An 18,171-nucleotide genomic window follows, 5' to 3' on the forward strand; every position below is an offset into this window, starting at 1 on the left:
ACGAGGAGCGCCTGTGAAAGCCCGATCCGATGAGCTACAGATCTTCGTCAGCGTGATTGAATGCGGTTCGATTTCCGCTGCCGCAGAACAGGTCGGGCAAACGCCCTCGGCGGTCAGCCGCACCTTGTCGCGCCTGGAAGCCAAGCTCGATACCACGCTGATCAACCGCACCACGCGACGCATGGACCTGACCGAGGAGGGCAAGTACTTCTTCGAACAGGCCAAGGTGATCCTGGCGCAGATGGATGAGTTGGAAGAGCGCCTGTCGTCGCGCCAGAAAAAACCGGCGGGACGCCTGCGCATCAATGCGGCGGTGCCCTTTATGCTGCATGGGATCGTGCCGTATATCGCGGAGTTTCGCAGTCTTTACCCGGATATCCAGCTGGAGCTGAACAGCGATGACCTGATCATCGACCTGCTGGAGCAGAGTACCGACATCGCCATCCGCATCGGTGTGTTGGCCGACTCTACTCTACACGCACGTGCGCTCGGCTGTACGCCGCTGCATATTCTCGCAAGCCCCGACTACCTCAAGCAATACGGCACGCCGACCACGGTTGCCGAATTGGCGGACCACACCTTGCTGGGGTTCACCCAGACCGAAACCCTCAACCACTGGCCGCTGCGCCATGTGGAGGGCGACCGTTGGCTGATCCAGCCCGGCGTGGCCGCGTCCAGTGGTGAAACCGTGCGTCATTTGGCGCTGGAAGGGCAGGGCATCTGCTGCCTGTCGAACTTCATGACCATCGACGACATCGAAGCCGGACGCCTGGTGCCAGTCTTGGAAGCGTTCAACAGCGGTTATCGCCAGCCGATCCACGCGGTGTTCTACCGTAACTCGCAGCTGGCCTTGCGCATCCAGTGTTTCCTCGACTTCATGCAAGCCAAGCTGGCGCGGTATGCCTGCTGATTCGTGACCTTCGCGCAAGAGTGAATTGGGCAATAGGGGGTTATTCGTCAGGGATCGGCCCTTGATACTGGTCCCATCACTTACCCACTCAGGAGCACTCTCCATGAACGTATTCGTTACCGGCGCAGCAGGTTTTATCGGGGGTTCCATCGCAACCGGCCTGGTCAAGGCTGGCCATAGCGTGACCGGCCTGGTGCGCAGCGCCGAGCAGGCGGCCGAGATGACGGCATTGGGGATCACCCCAGTGATCGGCACCCTGGATGACGCCGCTGTATTGACCGAGCAAGCGCAAAAGGCCGATGCGGTGATCAATGCCGCGAGCAGCGATCATCGCGCCGCCGTGGAAACCCTGCTGGCAGCCTTGAAGGGCTCGAACAAGCCATTCCTGCACACCAGCGGTTCAAGCATTGTCGGTGATGCGTCGGGCGGCAAGTCCAGCGATGTCATCTACTTCGAAGACAACTTGCCGGAGCCGACCGTCGACAAGGCGGCACGCGTGGCCATCGACAACCTGATCCTGGCGGCTGCCAACGAAGGCGTGAACTCGGCGGTGATCTGCAACACGCTGATCTACGGCCGCAGCCTGGGCGTGAAGCGCGACAGCGTGCAATTGCCGCGTCTGCTCAAGCAGGCGCGCAAGAGTGGGGTGGTGCGCCATGTGGGCAGTGGGCAGAACATCTGGTCCAACGTGCACATTGAAGACGTGGTGGCGCTGTACCTGCTGGCACTGAACAAGAACGTACCAGGCACCTTCTACTTCGTGGAAAGCAGCGAAGCGGCGTTTATCGACATGACCACCGCCATTGCCGAAGCCCTGAACCTGGGCAAACCCCAGGATTGGCCATTGGCCGACGCCGAAGCCGAGTGGGGCTATGAAATGGCCAACTATGGCCTGGGCTCCAACAGCCGAGTGCGGGGCAAGCATGCCCGTGAACTGCTGGGCTGGGCGCCGAAGCGTACGTCGGTGGTGGAGTGGATTCGCCACGAGATGGTGTGATGTTCGCTTGATACCGGGGCGCTTCTTTCGCGAGCAAGTCGAATCGTCGCACCGCCGCTTCCACACTGACTGCATTCCAAAGCTGGAACTCGGTCAAATGTGGGAGCGGGCTTGCTCGCGAAGGGGACGATACGGTCTTCGAGACTAGCCCCATTCCCTTCAATTCCGTACCATTCCCCGCCTTATCCCCCGCATTACCCTGGTACTTCATGAACCTCACCCGTCTGCGCGCCGATGCTCTGGCCGGCCTCACCACGTCTTTTGCGTTGCTGCCCGAATGCATCGCCTTTGCCCTGGTGGCCCACCTCAACCCGCTGATGGGGCTCTATGGCGCCTTTATCATCTGCACATTGACCGCATTGTTCGGCGGCCGCCCCGGCATGGTGTCCGGTGCGGCGGGCTCGATGGCGGTGGTGATCGTGGCGTTGGTGGTGCAACACGGCGTGGAATACCTGCTGGCGACGGTGTTGCTAGGCGGGTTGATCATGGTCGCCTTCGGCCTGCTGCGCCTGGGCAAGCTAGTACGCATGGTGCCGCACCCGGTAATGCTGGGGTTCGTGAATGGCCTGGCGATCATCATTGCCCTGGCGCAGTTGGAGCATTTCAAGAGCGGTGAACACTGGCTCAGCGGCACGCCGCTGTACGTGATGATCGGCCTGGTGCTGGTGACCATGGCCATCGTCTATCTGCTGCCGCGCATCACCCGCGCGGTGCCGCCTGCATTGGTGGCGATCCTCGGCGTGGGTCTGGCGGTGTACCTGCTGGGCTTGCCGACTCGGACCTTGGGCGACATGGCCCACATCGCTGGTGGCCTACCCAGCTTTGCCCTGCCGCAGATCCCCTGGACCCTGGAAACCCTCGGCATCATCGCGCCCTATGCGTTCCTGATGGCCATGGTCGGCCTGCTGGAAACCTTGCTGACCCTCAACCTCACCGATGAAATCACCGAAACCCGTGGCTACCCGGACCGCGAAAGCGTGGCCCTGGGCGCGGCGAATATGGTCTCGGGACTGTTTGGCGGCATGGGCGGCTGCGCGATGATCGGGCAAACCGTGATCAACCTCAGCTCCGGTGGGCGCGGGCGCTTCTCCGGCGTGTTGGCCGGGGTGATGATCCTGTTGTTCATCCTGTTCCTGTCGCCGTTTATCGAGCGGATCCCGCTGGCGGCGCTGGTGGGTGTGATGTTCGTGGTGTCCCAGCAGACCTTCGCCTGGGCGTCCTTGCGGGTGATCAACAAGGTGCCGCTCAATGACGTGCTGGTGATTATCGCGGTGACGGTGATCACTGTGTTCACCGACCTGGCCACGGCCGTGCTGTGCGGGATTGTGATTGCGGCGCTGAACTTCGCCTGGCAACAGGCGCGCGAGCTGTATGCCGATGAACACCTGGAGGCCGATGGCAGCAAGCTCTATCGTCTGCATGGCACCTTGTTCTTTGCCTCGACCACGCCGTTCCTCAACCAGTTCGACCCGGCCAACGACCCGGCCCAGGTGACGCTGGATTGCCGTCACCTGAGCTTTGTCGACTATTCAGCCATTGCTGCGTTGATGACCCTGCGTGAGCGCTATGCCAAAGCCGGCAAGCATCTGCGGGTGCTGCATCTGTCGGAGCGCTGCAAGAAATTGCTCAAGCGCGCGAAGGTTCACCACGACTGATGCTTTATTAAACCATTCGGTTTTAAATCGTCCGGAGGCTGCCTATACTGGGCGACTCCCTTAATTGACGGTTCAAGGTCGGATCATGGGCAGAATCAAGCTATTTACCCGCGAAGATGTTCTGGAAAAAGCGATTCCTGTGTTTTGGCGTCGAGGTTTTTCAGACACAGGCGTGGCTGATCTGGAAAAGGCCACCGGCGTCAACAAGTCGGGCCTGTATGGCGAATTCAAAAGCAAAGACGCGCTGTTCGTGGCCTGTCTCGAACATTATTTCGAATGCAGGGAATGGCGTGCGCTGCTGAGTGCCGAGCCATTGGGCTGGTCGAACATCGAACAATTCCTGCGCTCAGCATTTGCCACCCCCGAGGGGCAGAGCGGCTGTTTTGCAATCAACTCCTTGCGCGATTTGTCATTGTTGCCGACTGAGGCCACGGCGGTCTTTGCGAAAAACTCAGTGATTCTCAAGAAGCTGATCGGCAATAACATCACCGGCGAGAACACGGTGCTCGCGCCTGAAGCCATTACGGATCTGATACTGACGTTTTTCTACGGGCTGGGCATCGAGCAGAACATCAAAAACCCAAGGCGGGCCTTTGATCATAAAGTGAGCGATTTTTTGGCACTGCTGGTGCCCGCCAAGTAATTGGCTGCCGGGACTGACAGCCAATTCGCCCTGGTTTACGCCAACGCGGCGTTGACGATTCTGACTTGGGTGTAATCCTGCATGCCTTCAATGCCACCTTGTTGACCAATGCCCGATTGCTTGGCGCCGCCAAAGGGTACGTCGAATGGCAGCGATACATGGGTATTGATCCACACCGTACCGGCTTCGATGCGCGAGGCGACTTCTATTCCTCGATCGGTGTTTGACGTCCACACCGACGCGCCCAGGCCAAAGTTTGAATCGTTGGCGCGCAGGATCAACTCATCCAGATTGTCATAGCCCAGAATCGGCAGCACCGGGCCGAATTGTTCCTCGGTCACTAGCCGCGCCGTATCGGCCAGGCCTGTGACGATGGTCGGCGCGATGAAATAACCGTCCTCTGGCACCTGTTGCCCACTGACGACAACGGCGCCTTGGTCTTTCGCTTCGTCAATAAATGCCCGCACCTTGTCGTACTGCGCTTTATTCTGCACGGGCCCGAGGGTGGTCGTTGCGTCGAAGCCGTCGCCAGGTCTGGCCTGTTGCGCCAGGTTGACCAATTCGGCAACGAAAGCCTTCATCATCAGATTGGGTACGTACACGCGTTTTGCGGCGAAGCAGATTTGTCCGGCATTCAGGAACCCGGCCCGGAAGACTTTAGGGGCAACCGTCTTGATGTCAGCATCATCCAGGACAATCGCCACATCATTGCCACCCAGCTCCAATGTCGAACGTTTCAAGGTCGCCACGGTGCTGTTGAGCACTTTTTTGCCGGTTTCGGTTGAGCCGGTGAAGCTGACGTAAGCCACATCCGGGTGGCTGGTCAACAGAGGCCCCAACTCATTTTCATCCACCAGTGTCTGGAATACACCCGCCGGGAAAATGCTGGCGGCGAGTTCACCGAGCATCAGGGTAGTGATGGGGGTGGTAGGGGCCGGTTTGCCGATGGCGGTGTTGCCGGTCATCAAGGCTGCACCGATCTTTGACATCAGGATCCACACGGGGAAGTTCCATGGCGCAATAGCGACGACGACGCCCAGTGGCGAACGCTGCTCGATGATTTTCTCGGCAGCGGTTTCTCGAATGACCTTGGTTTTCAGCTCTTGCGCTGCGTGGTACTTGAGGTTGGCGGCAGCCCAGAGCACTTCAAAGCGGGCATCCTCCAGCGGCTTGCCTTGTTCGCGTGTGAGCATGCGGATGAGATCTTCTGCGTTGGCCTCGATGGCCTCTGCAAAACGGATCACGTAGGCGGCGCGTTCGGTGTAGGTCAAGGCGGCCCAGGCGGAGAAGGCTTTTTTCGCCGCGGCGATCGAGCTCAAGGCTTGGGCTTCGTCCGCTTTGGGAACGTGCTGGAAAACCTTGCCGGTTGCGGGGTTGAAGACGTCAAGACGGGATGCGCCATCGACCAATTGGCCATCGATTAACAGCTTGAAAACTCGGCTCATGAGAGGCTCCTGATGGGTTGGATACTATAAAGAACTGATCGGTTCTTTATGCAATGTCAAGGAGCCTCAGCGCCAAGTCAAGCGCTATCAATCGGTAGGAGCTGCTTGGTTACGGCCCGACCAGGTCTTCCAACTCCTGGGCTCGGGTCTGGGTCATGTCCAGCAGGCAGGCGGAGCCGTTGACCTGGTCGATGGTGCCGCCGGTCGCGGAGCCGGCGAAGCCGCAATTGGCATCACGGTATTTTATCCACAGGCGCTGCACGTCTTGCAGTTGCTGCTTGCGCGCACCTTCCTGGGCGGCGAGGGCGGTCTTGTAGGCTTTGTTCAGGCGCGTGTCCTGCACCTTGGCTTCTTTGGCGTTGCAATTGACCATGTCCGCGGTCGTGTTGGCGCTGTCCATGCATTTTTTCAACGCCGCGTTATCGGCGGCCGACGCAGTGCCGCACAGGGCGAGAAGCAGGGCGCTGGCGGCGAGGGAGGTGCGAATCATGGTCGATTTTCCTGGGCATGAGGGGAGGCGCATTCTATGACTCGATGGCGGCGTTTGAGTTTCCGGCATCCTCTGATCTTCATGTAAGAACACCCCCCGAATTTTCATGGGCGACCGTTGGGCATATCCCAACGCGACAGCGCTTATCTGTGGGCGAAAATTACTTTCATAAAAATTGAAAATACTCTTCGGTAATGATTTATGAGTTTCACAACCAATTCGACGTGACCCTTTCCGAGGAGTACCGCATGGCCGCATCACCGGGCTTCGGGCTATTGGCATACGCTGCCATCGCCATCATTGCTTTGATCGTGCTGATTGCACGTTACCGGCTCAATCCCTTTATCGTCATCACCCTGGTGTCCATTGGCCTGGCGCTGATGGCCGGGATGCCGGCGGACACCATCATGGGTTCGTATGAGGCGGGCGTCGGCAAGACCTTGGGGCACATTGCCCTGGTCGTGGCGCTGGGCACCATGCTCGGCAAGATGATGGCTGAGTCCGGCGGTGCCGAGCAGGTGGCGCGCACGTTGATCAACCGTTTTGGCGAGCGTAACGCGCACTGGGCCATGGTGTGCATCGCCTTCCTGGTGGGGCTGCCGCTGTTTTTCGAGGTCGGTTTTGTGCTGCTGGTGCCGATTGCCTTTACCGTGGCGCGGCGTGTGGGCGTATCGATCCTGATGGTTGGCTTGCCGATGGTTGCCGGCCTGTCGGTGGTGCATGCGCTGGTGCCGCCGCACCCGGCGGCGATGATGGCCGTGCTGGCGTACAACGCGTCGGTGGGGCAGACCGTGCTCTACGCGATTCTGATCGGTATCCCCACGGCAATCATCGCCGGTCCCGTCTACGCCAAATTCATCGTGCCGCGTATTCATCTGCCGGCGGAGAATCCGCTGGAACGCCAGTTCATCGACCGCGAACCGCGTACCCGCTTGCCGAGCTTTGCGCTGACCATGGGCACCATCCTGTTGCCGGTGGTGTTGATGATGATCGGCGGTTGGGCCAATGTGATTTCCACGCCGGGCACTGGCTTCAACCAGTTCCTGTTGTTTATCGGCAACTCGGTGATCGCACTGCTGGTGGCGACCTTGGTGAGCTTCTGGACCTTGGGTATCGCCCAGGGCTTCAACCGCGAGTCGATCCTCAAGTTCACCAATGAATGCCTGGCGCCGACCGCGAGCATCACCTTGCTGGTGGGCGCGGGCGGCGGTTTGAATCGCATTCTGGTGGATGCGGGGGTGACCAACGAAATTCTCGGCCTGGCCCATGCTTTCCATCTGTCGCCGTTGGTGATGGGCTGGCTGTTTGCGGCGCTGATGCGTATTGCCACGGGCTCGGCCACCGTCGCCATGACCACCGCGTCCGGCGTGGTGGCGCCGGTTGCGATGGGCCTGGGTTATCCACACCCCGAATTGCTGGTGTTGGCCACCGGCGCGGGTTCGGTGATCTTTTCCCACGTGAACGACGGCGGCTTCTGGCTGATCAAGGAATACTTCAATATGACGGTGATCCAGACCTTCAAGACCTGGACCGTACTGGAGACTCTGATTTCTGTGGTCGCCTTCGGTCTTACGTATGGTCTGTCCTGCATTCTGTAACCCGGAGCCCCCATGGACATCCTCTACCAGATCCGCGCCCGCCAGGACTCTTTTAGCGCCGGCGAAGGGCGTATCGCGAAGCTGATGCTCGATGACGTGGGCTTTGCCGCGTCGGCCAGTCTGGAAGCGTTGTCCCAACGGGCCGAGGTCAGCACGGCCACCTTGTCACGCTTTGCACGCAGCGTAGGGTGTCGGGATCTGCGTGACTTGCGCCTGCAATTGGCCCAGGCCAGTGGCGTCGGCAGCCGCTTCCTCGACCCTGCGGGGTTGCCGGAGCAATCGGCGTTTCATCGGCAGATTCTGGGGGATATCGAAGGGACCTTGCGTCAGCACTTGTCGGGGTTCAACCAGGCGGGTTTCGTTGATGCAGTGAGCCTGCTGGGCAAGGCGCGGATGATCCATGCGTTCGGCATGGGCGGCCCGTCGAGCCTGTGCAGCGATGAGTTGCAGGTGCGCCTGGTGCGCTTGGGTTATCCGATTGCCGCATGCCACGACCCGGTGATGATGCGCGTCACGGCGGCGACGCTGGGGCCCGAGCATGCGCTGATTGTGTGCTCCCTGACCGGCCTTACCCCTGAGCTGCTCGACGTGGTGACCCTGGCGCGCAATTACGACGCGCGCATCGTCGCCATCACCCTGGCGGATTCGCCCTTGGCGCAGTTGGCCGATGTACTGCTACCACTGCAACCGGCCGAAACCAGTTTTATCTACAAGCCCACCGCGGCGCGCTACGGAATGCTGCTGGCCATCGACTTGCTCGCCACCGAGCTGGCCTTGGCCCTGCCGGACGACAACCAGGAACGCCTGCGCAGGATCAAGCTGGCCCTGGACGATTATCGCGGCGGCCCCGACAGCCTGCCGCTTGGAGACTGATATGAAGTACGACACGCTGATCCGCCAGGCGCTGATCATTGATGGCAGCAACACCCCCGGCTATGTGGCCGATGTGGGACTGCGCGACGGGCGCATCGAGACGATCGGTGACCTGTCTGCCGCGACGGCCGAGCATGAAATCGATGCGAACGGACGCGTGTTGGCACCGGGTTTTATCGACGTGCACACCCACGATGACACCGTGGTGATCCGCCAGCCGCAGATGCTGCCCAAGCTCAGCCAGGGCGTGACCACGGTGATTGTCGGCAACTGTGGCATCAGCGCGTCGCCGGTGACGTTGCGCGGTGATCCACCGGACCCGATGAACCTGTTGGGCAGCGCTTCGGCGTTTGTTTATCCGCGTTTCAGCGACTACCGAGCAGCGGTCGAAGAGGCTCATCCGGCGGTGAACGTCGCCGCGTTGATCGGCCATACGGCGCTGCGCAGCAACCATATGGACGACCTGCATCGCACCGCTTCAGTGGATGAAATCACCGCCATGCGCGTGCAGCTGCAAGAGAGCCTCGAAGCCGGTGCCCTCGGTTTATCCACAGGCCTGGCCTACGCCAGTGCGTTCAATGCCTCGACCGACGAGGTGCTACAACTCACTGAAGAACTCACCGCGTTCGGTGCGGTGTACACCACCCATTTGCGCAGTGAGTTCGAACCGGTGCTGGAGGCGATGGACGAGGCGTTCCTGATCGGCCGGCATGCCAAGGCGCCGGTGATCATTTCCCACCTCAAATGTGCTGGCGCCGGTAACTGGGGGCGTAGTCCGCAGCTGCTGGCGTCGCTGGAGCTGGCGGCGAAAACCCACCCGGTGGGCTGTGATTGCTATCCGTATGCGGCGAGTTCTTCGACCCTGGACCTCAAGCAGGTGACCGACGCGTTTCGGATCACTATTACCTGGTCGACACCATACCCGGAAATGGGCGGGCGTGATTTGCAGGACATCGCCGCTGAGTGGGATGTTGCGTTGATCGACGCAGCCCGTCGGCTACAACCGGCAGGGGCGGTGTATTACGGGATGGATGAGGCGGATGTTCAACGGATCCTGGCGCATCCGTTGTCGATGGTCGGGTCGGACGGGTTGCCGGAGGATCCGTTCCCGCATCCGCGCTTGTGGGGGGCATTTCCAAGGGTGTTGGGGCACTTCAGCCGGGATGTGGGGTTGTTCCCACTGCACACCGCCGTGCACAAGATGACCGGGTTGTCGGCGGCGCGGTTTGGTTTGGCTGAACGAGGTGAAATCCGTGAAGGGCACTGGGCCGACCTGGTGCTGTTCGACCCGTTGCGCGTACGCGATGTGGCGGACTTCAAGGAGCCGCAGCGCGCGGCGGAAGGCATTGACGGGGTGTGGGTCAACGGCGTGTTGAGCTACAGCGACGGGCAGGCGAACGGTCAGCGGCCGGGTCGGTTCCTGGCGCGCAGTGGGGATTTGCGTCGGGGTTTTTCGTCTCTATAGTGGGCGCTCATTTAAACGGAGCGGTTGCCATGCACTTAGGAAAAGTCATCCCCATCCTGCGGATTTTCGACGAGGCCAAGACGTTGGAATTCTATGTCGATTTTTTGGGGTTCAAGGTGGATTGGCAACATCGTTTCGAGGCGAATTTTCCGCTGTATTTGCAGGTTTCGCTGGGCGAGTGTGTGTTGCATCTGACCGAGCATCATGGTGACGCATCTCCAGGCGCAGCGGTGCGGATTCAGGCTCAGGGTGTGGACGCTTACCAGCAGCAGTTGCTGGGCAAGGATTACCGATATGCCAAGCCAGAGGTAGAGGAAACGCCATGGGGCTCGCGGGAGATGAGCATCAAGGATCCGTTTGGGAACCGTGTGGTGTTTGTTGACGAAGGCGAGGGTTGAGGGGTAAATCGCAGGCAATAAAAAACCGCCTTAGTAGGGCGGTTTTTTTTGCAAACCCAGTTAGTGGCTGGGGTTGCGATTTCACAGGAAGCACTGACGTGTTGGAGATACTACTGCTGCGTTGGCGCTTTAAGCAAGACCTCACGGTAAATGGTTTTTCACCACGCTAATGCTCGGTTTCTTTTGGTTGAAGTCTGCAAAGAACAGCAACAACTATTAAGGCCGAGCAGACTGTGTCTGTCACACCTTGGCGTGGGGTACTGAGCTAGTATCGCCCTCGTTCTACGTTCATCGTGAGGTAGGTTGGCTGGGTTCGCGCGCAAATTTTGGACCGACTGCCACGGGCTAGTAATCCGTGCCGGATTCATGCAGAAGGACCATAAACCCAGCCGCCTCACAGGAGCACTGACGTGCATCCAAAGGCTCACATGTTCCGGTAAGTGCGTTGGAGGTAAGGCCCAACCTAGGGAGGGCCGAGTATGTCTAAGTTTGCACGACGTACGTGGAACCTCGTAGTGAACTGCCTGCGTGCTTATCACGTCTGGAAGTTCCTGCGGGACAGCTTCGATGACCGCTAAGGTCTGAGAAGTGGAGCCGCCCCGGTTTAGGCTGAGGCGGCTTTTTGGTTTCTTACACCCGGAAATGGCTGACCATCTGCTGCAACTGGCTACCCAACCGTGCCAGTTCAACACTCGACTTGGCGGTCTCGTCACTTGCCGTAGCGGTCTGCTCCGACACATCCCGCACATTCACAATGCTGCGGCTGATCTCTTCAGCCACGGCGCTCTGCTGCTCGGCGGCGGCGGCAATCTGCTGGTTCATCGACTGGATATTCGACACCGTACGGGTGATGTTCTCCAGTGACACACCGGCCTTGCGCGTCAGCTCGACACTGCTGTCAGTGAGGCTGCGGCTGTTGTTCATCACGTTGGCGACTTGCTGGGTGCCGTTCTGCAACCCGGCGACCAGGCCTTCGATTTCCTCGGTGGATTTTTGCGTGCGCTGGGCCAGGCCGCGCACTTCGTCAGCCACTACGGCAAACCCTCGGCCGGCTTCACCCGCCCGTGCGGCTTCGATCGCCGCGTTGAGGGCCAGCAGGTTGGTCTGTTCCGCGACAGCCTTGATCACGTCCATCACGCTGCCGATCTTGTTGCTCTCTTGTTGCAGGTGCGTCATGGCGTCGGTGGAACGTGCCACTTCAGCGGCCAGACGCTCGATCTGGGCGATGGCTTCAGCCACCACCTTGTCGCCTGCGCGGGCTTGGCCATCCGCATCGGCGGCGGCCAGAGAAGCCTGCTCGGCGTTGCGCGCCACTTCCTGCACTGTGGCAGTCATTTCGTGCATCGCCGTGGCGACCTGGTCGGTCTCGATCTTCTGGCTGTTCACACCGGCGCTGGTCTGCTCGGTCACGGCCGACAGTTCTTCGGCGGCGCTGGCGATCTGAGTCACGCCGTCGCGAATACCGCTGATCAATTCGCGCAAGGTCGTGCCCATGCGCTGAATGCCTTGTTGCAGCACGCCCAGCTCATCCCGGCGAGTGACCTGGATGTTGTGGCTCAAGTCGCCGGAGGCAATGCGCTCCACCACGGCCAGGGTTTCCTGGATCGGGCGGGTGATCTGGCGGGTGATGACCCATGCGGCGATCACGCCAACCAGCAGTGCCAGCAAGGTGCTGATCAATTGCAGGCTGCGGGCTTGGGCGCTCTCTGCGTCACGGCGGGTCAGCTGGATGTCGTACAGTTTGTCGCTGATCGTGACGATATCAGCGCCTTGGGTGGTCATTTCCGCGCGGGCGGTGACGATGTTTGCGTTGGCGGCCTTGTAGTTCTGCACGGCGCTGCGGTAGGCACCCAAGGCGGTTTCCAATGCAGTCAGCGCGCTTTGCTGGCTGGCGCCAAAGGCTGCGCTGAGGTCTTTCAAACCGGCGATGGCTTTTTCAATCTGAGCGGCAGCGCGGGCTTCGGTTTCCGGGCTGACGTTGCCTGTGTAGCCACGCACTTCGTAGCGAGCCAACTGGAATTGCATCTTGGCGTCGGCCACCGCCTGGAACTGAGCCAGGTGCTCCGAACTGTCGGGCATTTGCTTCACGCTGGTTTCCAATGCGTTGATCTGCGCATTGGCGATATCCGCCTTGTCGCCCATCACCTGGCGAGAGGCGTTGCCGTTGCGGTAGGCCTCGCGCATTTTATTCAGTGACTGCTGGTAAGCGGTGATGATGGATTTCTGATCGTTGAGCAGCTTGAGGTTTTCCGGGCTCTTGAAGCTGTCGAGCAGTTTCTGTTGCTGGGCAGCGAAGGCATCCAGGTTGGTCTGTACGTTCTGGGCTACGGCTTCGTCGCCGTTGGCCAGCATGTACTGCAGGCGCACGATACGTAGTTTGGTCAGCGAGGCGTTGAGCTGAGTGATGTCGCTCATCCAGTTGCTGCGGTCAATCAGGCCGCCCAGGCTGGTCCAGCCGGTCAGTGCCAGGATCGAGGTAAGGACCAGCACCAGGCCGAAGCCCAGGCCCAGTTTGAGATTGACGCTGATGTTGCCGAACCAGCTATTCATCGAATGCTCCGCAAGAATGATGGGTTGTGCTGGACGGTTATTGATTTTGGAGCCAGCTGCTGTGTAGGGCTTTATCGGCGGCAGGCGTTGAATCTGAAATGCTAATTCGTATGGTGCGACGAAGGGCCGCCGACGCAGTGGCTGGCCGGGGAGGGGGCTGATCATGGGCGGGTCTTGTGTGCTAGTCTGCTGGCCCTTTTAGTTCTGGGTAGCACAGGAAAACCAGTGTTGCCCTATAGCGGAGCGTCTTCATGTCCGAAGTTAATCTGTCCACCGACGAAACCCGCGTCAGCTACGGCATTGGCCGTCAACTGGGCGACCAACTGCGCGACAACCCACCACCGGGCGTGAGCCTGGACGCGATCCTGGCTGGCCTGACCGACGCGTTCGCCGGCCAGCCAAGCCGTGTGGACCAAGAGCAAATGGCCGCCAGCTTCAAAGTGATCCGCGAAGTCATGCAAGCCGAAGCGGCTGCCAAGGCTGAAGCGGCTGCTGGCGCTGGCCTGGCCTTCCTGGCTGAAAACGCCAAGCGCGATGGCATCACCACTCTGGCTTCCGGCCTGCAATTCGAAGTGCTGACCGCAGGTGACGGCGCCAAGCCGACCCGTGAAGACCAGGTACGCACTCACTACCACGGCACCCTGATCGACGGCACTGTGTTCGACAGCTCCTACGAGCGCGGCCAGCCTGCAGAATTCCCGGTAGGCGGCGTGATCGCCGGCTGGACCGAAGCCCTGCAACTGATGAATGCCGGCAGCAAATGGCGCCTGTATGTGCCGAGCGAACTGGCTTACGGCGCTCAAGGCGTTGGCAGCATCCCGCCGCACAGCGTTCTGGTGTTCGACGTCGAGCTTCTCGACGTTCTGTAAGACCTGCTGATTACCTGTGGGAACGAGCCTGCTCGCTCCCACAGTGTTTTACTGGTTTTTTCATGGATGGAACTTGCCATTCAGCTCAGTCGCCGGGCGCAACGCTCGGGCATAGCAGAACAGAAACAGATTGCGCACCACTTCCTTCAACACGCCGGGTTCGCTCGAACTCAGCCCGTTGACGTCGAGGTCGCCCTGGTCCTGCAGTTCATTCAGCGCTTCTTCTTCCAACACCGCACAGACTTCACCGGTTTCCCGATGCAGGATCCGCAGGTAAGGGTGTGGGCGGTCCAGCCAGGCGTCTATCAAATAAGTCATGGGTCTCATCTCCTTGATGGGTTTCAATGAGAATAATTCTTATTCGTAGAATAGCAAGTGCCTATTGGCGGTTTCTGGTTTTTTCTGTGTGGATATTGCGCGGGATCAAACAAGAGGGCGAAACGCCATCCCGCGGCGGGCGCGGGATGGAGGGCAGCACATTCAGACTTTGCGCACGAACTCGGACTTGAGCTTCATCGGGCCGATACCGTCGATCTTGCAGTCGATATCGTGGTCGCCGTCGCACAACCGGATGTTCTTGACCTTGGTGCCGACCTTGACCACCAGGGAGGTGCCCTTGACCTTGAGGTCCTTGATCACGGTGATGGTGTCGCCGTCCTGCAGCACATTGCCGACGGAGTCTTTTTTCACGGCGTCATCGCTGGCCGCTTCGGCCTCGCCATTGGCGGACCACTCATGGGCGCATTCCGGGCAGATCAGCTGGGCGCCGTCTTCGTAGGTGTATTCGGAATTGCATTTCGGGCAGGGTGGCAACGTGCTCACTAAGGCTCCTTGAGAGTCAGGATGGCTAAAGGGCGCACATTATATAGGGTTTTGCGGTCTTACAGGTTGTATGAAATCTAAATGTGGGAGGGGGCCCTCCCACATGGGTCCGCGCTTTAGTGAGTGCGCGCGACTGCAAACTCACTCAGCTCAACCAGGGCATCCCGGTATTCGCTGGCGGGAAGGGCTTCCAGGCACTGGATGGCTCGGGCCACATAGTCACGCGCCAATTGTGCGGTGTACTCCAGGGAACCCGAGGCTTCCACGGCGGCGCGGATGGCCTCCAGGTCTTCGATCCCGCCTTTCTGGATCGCCTTGCGCACCAGGGCGGCCTGTTCCGGCGTGCCTTCGCGCATGGTGTAGATCAGCGGCAGGGTTGGCTTGCCTTCAGCCAGGTCATCACCGACGTTCTTGCCCAGGGTTTCAGCGTCGCCCTTGTAGTCGAGCAGGTCGTCGACCAGTTGGAACGCCACGCCCAGGTGGTCACCAAAGGTGCGCAAGGCTTCGGCCTGCTCGGCCGTTGCACCGCACAGCGCAGCGGCGCTGTGGGTGGAGGCTTCGAAGAGCATCGCGGTTTTGCCGCGGATCACTTCCATGTAGGTTTCTTCGGTGGTGCTGGCGTCACGGACCTTCGACAGCTGCAACACTTCGCCTTCGGCGATGATGCGGGTGGCCTGTGAAAGAATCTTCATCACCGGCATCGAGCCGAGTTCAACCATCATTTCGAACGAGCGCGAGTACAGGAAGTCGCCCACCAGCACGCTTGGGGCATTGCCCCACATGGCGTTGGCGGTCTCGCGGCCACGGCGCATGCCGGACATGTCGACCACGTCGTCATGCAGCAGGGTCGCGGTGTGCAGGAATTCGATCGTGGCTGCCAGCAGGCGCAGGTCATCGCCTTCGCGACCCAGGGCCTTGCCGCACAGCAGCACTAATAAAGGACGCAGGCGCTTACCGCCCGCCGACGTAATATAGTCGCCAATTTTGGAGACCAGCGGCACTTTAGAAGTCAGCTGCTTCTTGATGATGCCGTCGACGGCGCTAAAATCGTCCGCGACCGCGCGGTAGAAAGCTTGGGGTTGCATCAGCGACAGTCGCTCCAGAAGGGTTGCGCGGCATGCTAGGACCCAGGCCCCCCAGTGTCAAGGCGCGATAGACGGCCCCTTGCAACACCCATTTACCTTGCGTACAATCGCGCACCCTGAACTTCCTGGGCAGCACCTGCCTTACGCAATTGCATTAGGGACGTCCATCCCATGCAGCCATGCCAGCCAATACCTCTTCTTATAAAGCGCTGGGTGAGCAGGATTATCGGAGAAATACCATGTCGTACGCAGTAATTGTTACTGGTGGCAAGCAATACAAAGTCGCCCCAGGTGAATACCTGAAGATCGAAAAACTGGAAGTCGCTACCGGCGAATCCGTTACTTTTGATCGCGTTCTGTTGGTCGCCAATGGCGATGACGTGAACATCGGCGCTCCAGTTGTTGCTGGCGCTACCGTTGTGGCTGAAGTGATCTCCCAAGGTCGTCACGATAAAGTCCGCATCATCAAGTTCCGTCGTCGTAAGCACCACATGAAGCGTATGGGCCACCGCCAGTGGTACACCGAGATCAAAATCACCGGTATTCAGGCTTAATTTCAGCCTAATTCCTCACTAGGAGAATTGACTCATGGCACACAAAAAAGCTGGTGGTAGTACCCGTAACGGTCGCGACTCAGAAGCCAAACGCCTTGGCGTGAAGATGTATGGCGGCCAGAAAATCATTCCGGGCAACATCATCGTGCGTCAGCGCGGCACCCAATTCCACGCCGGTTACGGTGTAGGCATGGGTAAAGATCACACCCTCTTTGCGAAAATCGAAGGCGTGATCAAGTTTGAAGTAAAAGGCGCGTTCAACCGCCGTTACGTGAGCGTTGTCGCAGCTTAATTGCGAGATCGCTGGAAAAGCCCTGTCTTGCGACGGGGCTTTTTCGTTTGTGGGGTGAGTCTCTTGCAAAGCTGTTTGTAATGGGCTCAGGCGCTGGTTTTGCGGTCGCTGATTGAGGTCGCTGCGCTCATTTTTGCAAGAGTCTTATGTCTTGGTTTCTTAAGCTCGTCCGTGCGGCGAGAGGCGTTTTGTTATGAAGTTCGTTGATGAAGTTTCCATCCGAGTAAAAGCAGGCGACGGCGGTAACGGTTGCATGAGTTTCCGTCGCGAAAAATTCATCGAAAACGGTGGCCCCAACGGCGGTGACGGCGGTGACGGCGGTTCCATCTACATGATGGCCGACGAAAACCTCAACACCCTGGTCGACTACCGTTACACCCGGCACTTCGATGCCGAGCGTGGCTCCAACGGCGGCAGCACCGACTGCACCGGTAAAAAAGGCGAAGACCTGGTACTGCGCGTACCGGTCGGCACCACGATTATCGACTCTGCGACCCAGGAAGTGATCGGCGACCTGACCAAGGCCGGCCAGAAGCTGATGGTTGTGCAGGGCGGCTGGCACGGTCTGGGTAACACCCGATTCAAGTCCAGTACCAACCGTGCGCCACGCCAGACCACGCCAGGCAAGCCGGGCGAGCAGCGTGACCTCAAGCTGGAAATGAAAGTACTCGCTGACGTGGGCCTGCTGGGTCTGCCAAACGCTGGCAAAAGTACCTTCATCCGCTCGGTTTCGGCCGCCAAGCCGAAAGTCGCCGACTACCCGTTCACCACCCTGGTGCCAAACCTCGGTGTGGTCAGCGTCGACCGTTGGAAAAGCTTCGTGATCGCCGACATTCCCGGCCTGATCGAAGGTGCCTCCGATGGCGCAGGCCTGGGGATTCGCTTCCTCAAGCACTTGTCGCGTACCCGTTTGCTGCTGCACCTCGTCGACATGGCGCCGTTGGATGACACCAGCGCACCGGACGCCGCCGAAGTGATCGTCAGCGAACTGACCAAGTTCAGCCCGGCCCTGGCCGAGCGTGATCGCTGGTTGGTGCTGAACAAGTGCGACCAGATCCTGGAAGAAGAGCACGAAGAGCGCGTCAAGGAAATCGTTGACCGCCTGGAGTGGGAAGGTCCGGTCTACGTGATCTCGGCCATCGCCAAAGAAGGCACCGAGCGCCTGACCCGCGACATCATGCGCTACCTCGAAGACCGCGCCGACCGCCTGGCGGCCGACCCGGTGTTCAAGGCTGAGCTGGCTGAGCTCGATCAACAGATCGAAGACGAAGCCCGTGCCCAGCTGCAAGCGCTGGACGACCAGCGTGCCCTGCGCCGCAGCGGCGTGAAGTCGGTCCATGACATCGGTGACGATGATTGGGACGAAGAAGACGTGGATGATGAAGACGGTCCTGAAATCATTTACGTGCGCGACTGATTCGTTGCGATAAACTTGAACGCCGCTCCTGTTGGAGCGGCGTTTTAGTATCCGGGTTTAACGTTATGGGCCGCGCTGGGTCGCGCAGCCCTCAATCTAAGGTTGAAG

At 59.7% G+C, this 18,171-nt stretch carries 18 protein-coding genes and 1 pseudogene; 12 read left to right on the top strand and 7 right to left on the bottom strand.

Features of this window, described 5'->3' with window-relative positions; translation table 11 throughout:
* The first annotated feature begins 13 nt into the window (after window positions 1–13).
* From HX823_RS13080 to HX823_RS13095, 4 genes are all read left to right on the top strand, one after another.
* On the top strand, window positions 14–910 hold the full coding sequence (locus tag HX823_RS13080) for a LysR family transcriptional regulator (protein ID WP_177075124.1): 897 nt from the start codon (window positions 14–16) through the stop codon (window positions 908–910).
* A gap of 103 nt (window positions 911–1,013) precedes the next feature.
* Window positions 1,014–1,907, top strand: coding sequence for an NAD-dependent epimerase/dehydratase family protein (locus tag HX823_RS13085; protein ID WP_177075125.1), 894 nt, complete (start codon window positions 1,014–1,016; stop codon window positions 1,905–1,907).
* 209 nt (window positions 1,908–2,116) lie between these two features.
* Complete coding sequence (locus HX823_RS13090) at window positions 2,117–3,562, top strand: SulP family inorganic anion transporter (protein WP_177075126.1); 1,446 nt, start codon at window positions 2,117–2,119, stop codon at window positions 3,560–3,562.
* An 85-nt stretch (window positions 3,563–3,647) separates the two neighbouring features.
* Window positions 3,648–4,205: a TetR/AcrR family transcriptional regulator gene (locus tag HX823_RS13095; protein ID WP_071496368.1), complete on the top strand. Its 558-nt coding sequence runs from the start codon at window positions 3,648–3,650 to the stop codon at window positions 4,203–4,205.
* A gap of 35 nt (window positions 4,206–4,240) precedes the next feature.
* On the opposite strand, the gene HX823_RS13100 is transcribed toward HX823_RS13095, so the two are convergent.
* Together HX823_RS13100 and HX823_RS13105 are read right to left on the bottom strand one after the other, a co-directional pair.
* The gene (locus HX823_RS13100; RefSeq protein ID WP_071496369.1) at window positions 4,241–5,650 is read right to left on the bottom strand and encodes an aldehyde dehydrogenase family protein; all 1,410 of its coding nucleotides are present in this window, start codon (window positions 5,648–5,650) and stop codon (window positions 4,241–4,243) included.
* A gap of 109 nt (window positions 5,651–5,759) precedes the next feature.
* Entirely contained in the window at window positions 5,760–6,140 is a 381-nt protein-coding gene (locus tag HX823_RS13105) for a lysozyme inhibitor LprI family protein (RefSeq protein ID WP_071496370.1), read from the bottom strand.
* 248 nt (window positions 6,141–6,388) lie between these two features.
* Between HX823_RS13105 and HX823_RS13110 the strand changes: the two genes are divergently transcribed.
* From HX823_RS13110 to HX823_RS13125, 4 genes are read left to right on the top strand one after another with little or no spacing between them, the layout of a single operon-like run.
* Window positions 6,389–7,738, top strand: a complete 1,350-nt coding sequence (locus HX823_RS13110; protein WP_038842258.1) for a gluconate:H+ symporter — start codon at window positions 6,389–6,391, stop codon at window positions 7,736–7,738.
* 12 nt (window positions 7,739–7,750) lie between these two features.
* Window positions 7,751–8,611 (top strand): MurR/RpiR family transcriptional regulator, encoded by an 861-nt coding sequence (locus HX823_RS13115; RefSeq protein WP_038842160.1) that lies wholly within the window; start codon window positions 7,751–7,753, stop codon window positions 8,609–8,611.
* A gap of 1 nt (window position 8,612) precedes the next feature.
* Window positions 8,613–10,076, top strand: a complete 1,464-nt coding sequence (locus HX823_RS13120; RefSeq protein ID WP_177075127.1) for an amidohydrolase family protein — start codon at window positions 8,613–8,615, stop codon at window positions 10,074–10,076.
* A 29-nt stretch (window positions 10,077–10,105) separates the two neighbouring features.
* Window positions 10,106–10,474, top strand: a complete 369-nt coding sequence (locus HX823_RS13125) for a glyoxalase superfamily protein (protein WP_177075128.1) — start codon at window positions 10,106–10,108, stop codon at window positions 10,472–10,474.
* 630 nt (window positions 10,475–11,104) lie between these two features.
* On the opposite strand, the gene HX823_RS32315 is transcribed toward HX823_RS13125, so the two are convergent.
* Together HX823_RS32315 and HX823_RS32320 are read right to left on the bottom strand one after the other, a co-directional pair.
* A complete protein-coding gene (locus HX823_RS32315) occupies window positions 11,105–11,968 on the bottom strand; it encodes a methyl-accepting chemotaxis protein (protein WP_370636473.1) in 864 nt (287 codons plus the stop codon).
* Window positions 11,960–13,189: pseudogene (locus HX823_RS32320) on the bottom strand (methyl-accepting chemotaxis protein); the annotation flags it as partial. The pseudogene HX823_RS32320 and the gene HX823_RS32315, both read right to left, overlap by 9 nt.
* An 86-nt stretch (window positions 13,190–13,275) precedes the next feature.
* On the opposite strand from HX823_RS32320, the gene HX823_RS13135 reads away from it, so the two are divergent.
* Window positions 13,276–13,893 carry an FKBP-type peptidyl-prolyl cis-trans isomerase gene (locus HX823_RS13135; protein WP_016976188.1) on the top strand — a complete coding sequence of 206 codons (618 nt, stop codon included), beginning with the start codon at window positions 13,276–13,278 and terminating at the stop codon, window positions 13,891–13,893.
* Between the two features lie 60 nt (window positions 13,894–13,953).
* Here HX823_RS13135 and HX823_RS13140 read toward each other — a convergent pair whose 3' ends face one another.
* The 3 genes from HX823_RS13140 to HX823_RS13150 form a co-directional block, all read right to left on the bottom strand.
* Window positions 13,954–14,211, bottom strand: a complete 258-nt coding sequence (locus HX823_RS13140; protein ID WP_003194088.1) for a hypothetical protein — start codon at window positions 14,209–14,211, stop codon at window positions 13,954–13,956.
* A 162-nt stretch (window positions 14,212–14,373) separates the two neighbouring features.
* Window positions 14,374–14,715 (bottom strand): zinc ribbon domain-containing protein YjdM, encoded by a 342-nt coding sequence (locus tag HX823_RS13145; protein WP_008022504.1) that lies wholly within the window; start codon window positions 14,713–14,715, stop codon window positions 14,374–14,376.
* A 116-nt stretch (window positions 14,716–14,831) separates the two neighbouring features.
* Window positions 14,832–15,800, bottom strand: coding sequence for a polyprenyl synthetase family protein (locus tag HX823_RS13150; protein ID WP_010206495.1), 969 nt, complete (start codon window positions 15,798–15,800; stop codon window positions 14,832–14,834).
* A 239-nt stretch (window positions 15,801–16,039) separates the two neighbouring features.
* Between HX823_RS13150 and rplU the strand changes: the two genes are divergently transcribed.
* The 3 genes from rplU (at window position 16,040) to cgtA (ending at window position 18,063) form a co-directional block, all read left to right on the top strand.
* Window positions 16,040–16,354: a 50S ribosomal protein L21 gene (rplU, locus tag HX823_RS13155; RefSeq protein ID WP_007950961.1), complete on the top strand. Its 315-nt coding sequence runs from the start codon at window positions 16,040–16,042 to the stop codon at window positions 16,352–16,354.
* Between the two features lie 34 nt (window positions 16,355–16,388).
* Window positions 16,389–16,646 carry a 50S ribosomal protein L27 gene (rpmA, locus tag HX823_RS13160; protein ID WP_003176049.1) on the top strand — a complete coding sequence of 86 codons (258 nt, stop codon included), beginning with the start codon at window positions 16,389–16,391 and terminating at the stop codon, window positions 16,644–16,646.
* Window positions 16,647–16,839: 193 nt separating this feature from the next.
* Window positions 16,840–18,063 (top strand): Obg family GTPase CgtA, encoded by a 1,224-nt coding sequence (cgtA, locus tag HX823_RS13165; RefSeq protein WP_016976186.1) that lies wholly within the window; start codon window positions 16,840–16,842, stop codon window positions 18,061–18,063.
* The last annotated feature ends 108 nt before the right edge of the window (window positions 18,064–18,171 follow it).

The organism is Pseudomonas sp. P7759 (assembly GCF_013386445.1).
GTDB classification, from domain to species: Bacteria; Pseudomonadota; Gammaproteobacteria; order Pseudomonadales; family Pseudomonadaceae; genus Aquipseudomonas; species Aquipseudomonas azotoformans_A.

Bases quoted from the DNA above. Each gene is read 5' to 3' on its own strand.
- rpmA (WP_003176049.1), top strand. From the start codon at position 16,389: ATGGCACACAAAAAAGCTGGTGGTAGTACCCGTAACGGTCGCGACTCA.
- HX823_RS13125 (WP_177075128.1), top strand. From the start codon at position 10,106: ATGCACTTAGGAAAAGTCATCCCCATCCTGCGGATTTTCGACGAGGCC.
- cgtA (WP_016976186.1), top strand. From the start codon at position 16,840: ATGAAGTTCGTTGATGAAGTTTCCATCCGAGTAAAAGCAGGCGACGGC.
- HX823_RS13150 (WP_010206495.1), bottom strand. From the start codon at position 15,800: ATGCAACCCCAAGCTTTCTACCGCGCGGTCGCGGACGATTTTAGCGCC.
- HX823_RS13135 (WP_016976188.1), top strand. From the start codon at position 13,276: ATGTCCGAAGTTAATCTGTCCACCGACGAAACCCGCGTCAGCTACGGC.
- HX823_RS13085 (WP_177075125.1), top strand. From the start codon at position 1,014: ATGAACGTATTCGTTACCGGCGCAGCAGGTTTTATCGGGGGTTCCATC.
- HX823_RS13105 (WP_071496370.1), bottom strand. From the start codon at position 6,140: ATGATTCGCACCTCCCTCGCCGCCAGCGCCCTGCTTCTCGCCCTGTGC.
- HX823_RS32315 (WP_370636473.1), bottom strand. From the start codon at position 11,968: ATGGGCACGACCTTGCGCGAATTGATCAGCGGTATTCGCGACGGCGTG.
- HX823_RS13100 (WP_071496369.1), bottom strand. From the start codon at position 5,650: ATGAGCCGAGTTTTCAAGCTGTTAATCGATGGCCAATTGGTCGATGGC.
- HX823_RS13115 (WP_038842160.1), top strand. From the start codon at position 7,751: ATGGACATCCTCTACCAGATCCGCGCCCGCCAGGACTCTTTTAGCGCC.
- HX823_RS13120 (WP_177075127.1), top strand. From the start codon at position 8,613: ATGAAGTACGACACGCTGATCCGCCAGGCGCTGATCATTGATGGCAGC.
- rplU (WP_007950961.1), top strand. From the start codon at position 16,040: ATGTCGTACGCAGTAATTGTTACTGGTGGCAAGCAATACAAAGTCGCC.
- HX823_RS13140 (WP_003194088.1), bottom strand. From the start codon at position 14,211: ATGACTTATTTGATAGACGCCTGGCTGGACCGCCCACACCCTTACCTG.
- HX823_RS13110 (WP_038842258.1), top strand. From the start codon at position 6,389: ATGGCCGCATCACCGGGCTTCGGGCTATTGGCATACGCTGCCATCGCC.
- HX823_RS13095 (WP_071496368.1), top strand. From the start codon at position 3,648: ATGGGCAGAATCAAGCTATTTACCCGCGAAGATGTTCTGGAAAAAGCG.
- HX823_RS13090 (WP_177075126.1), top strand. From the start codon at position 2,117: ATGAACCTCACCCGTCTGCGCGCCGATGCTCTGGCCGGCCTCACCACG.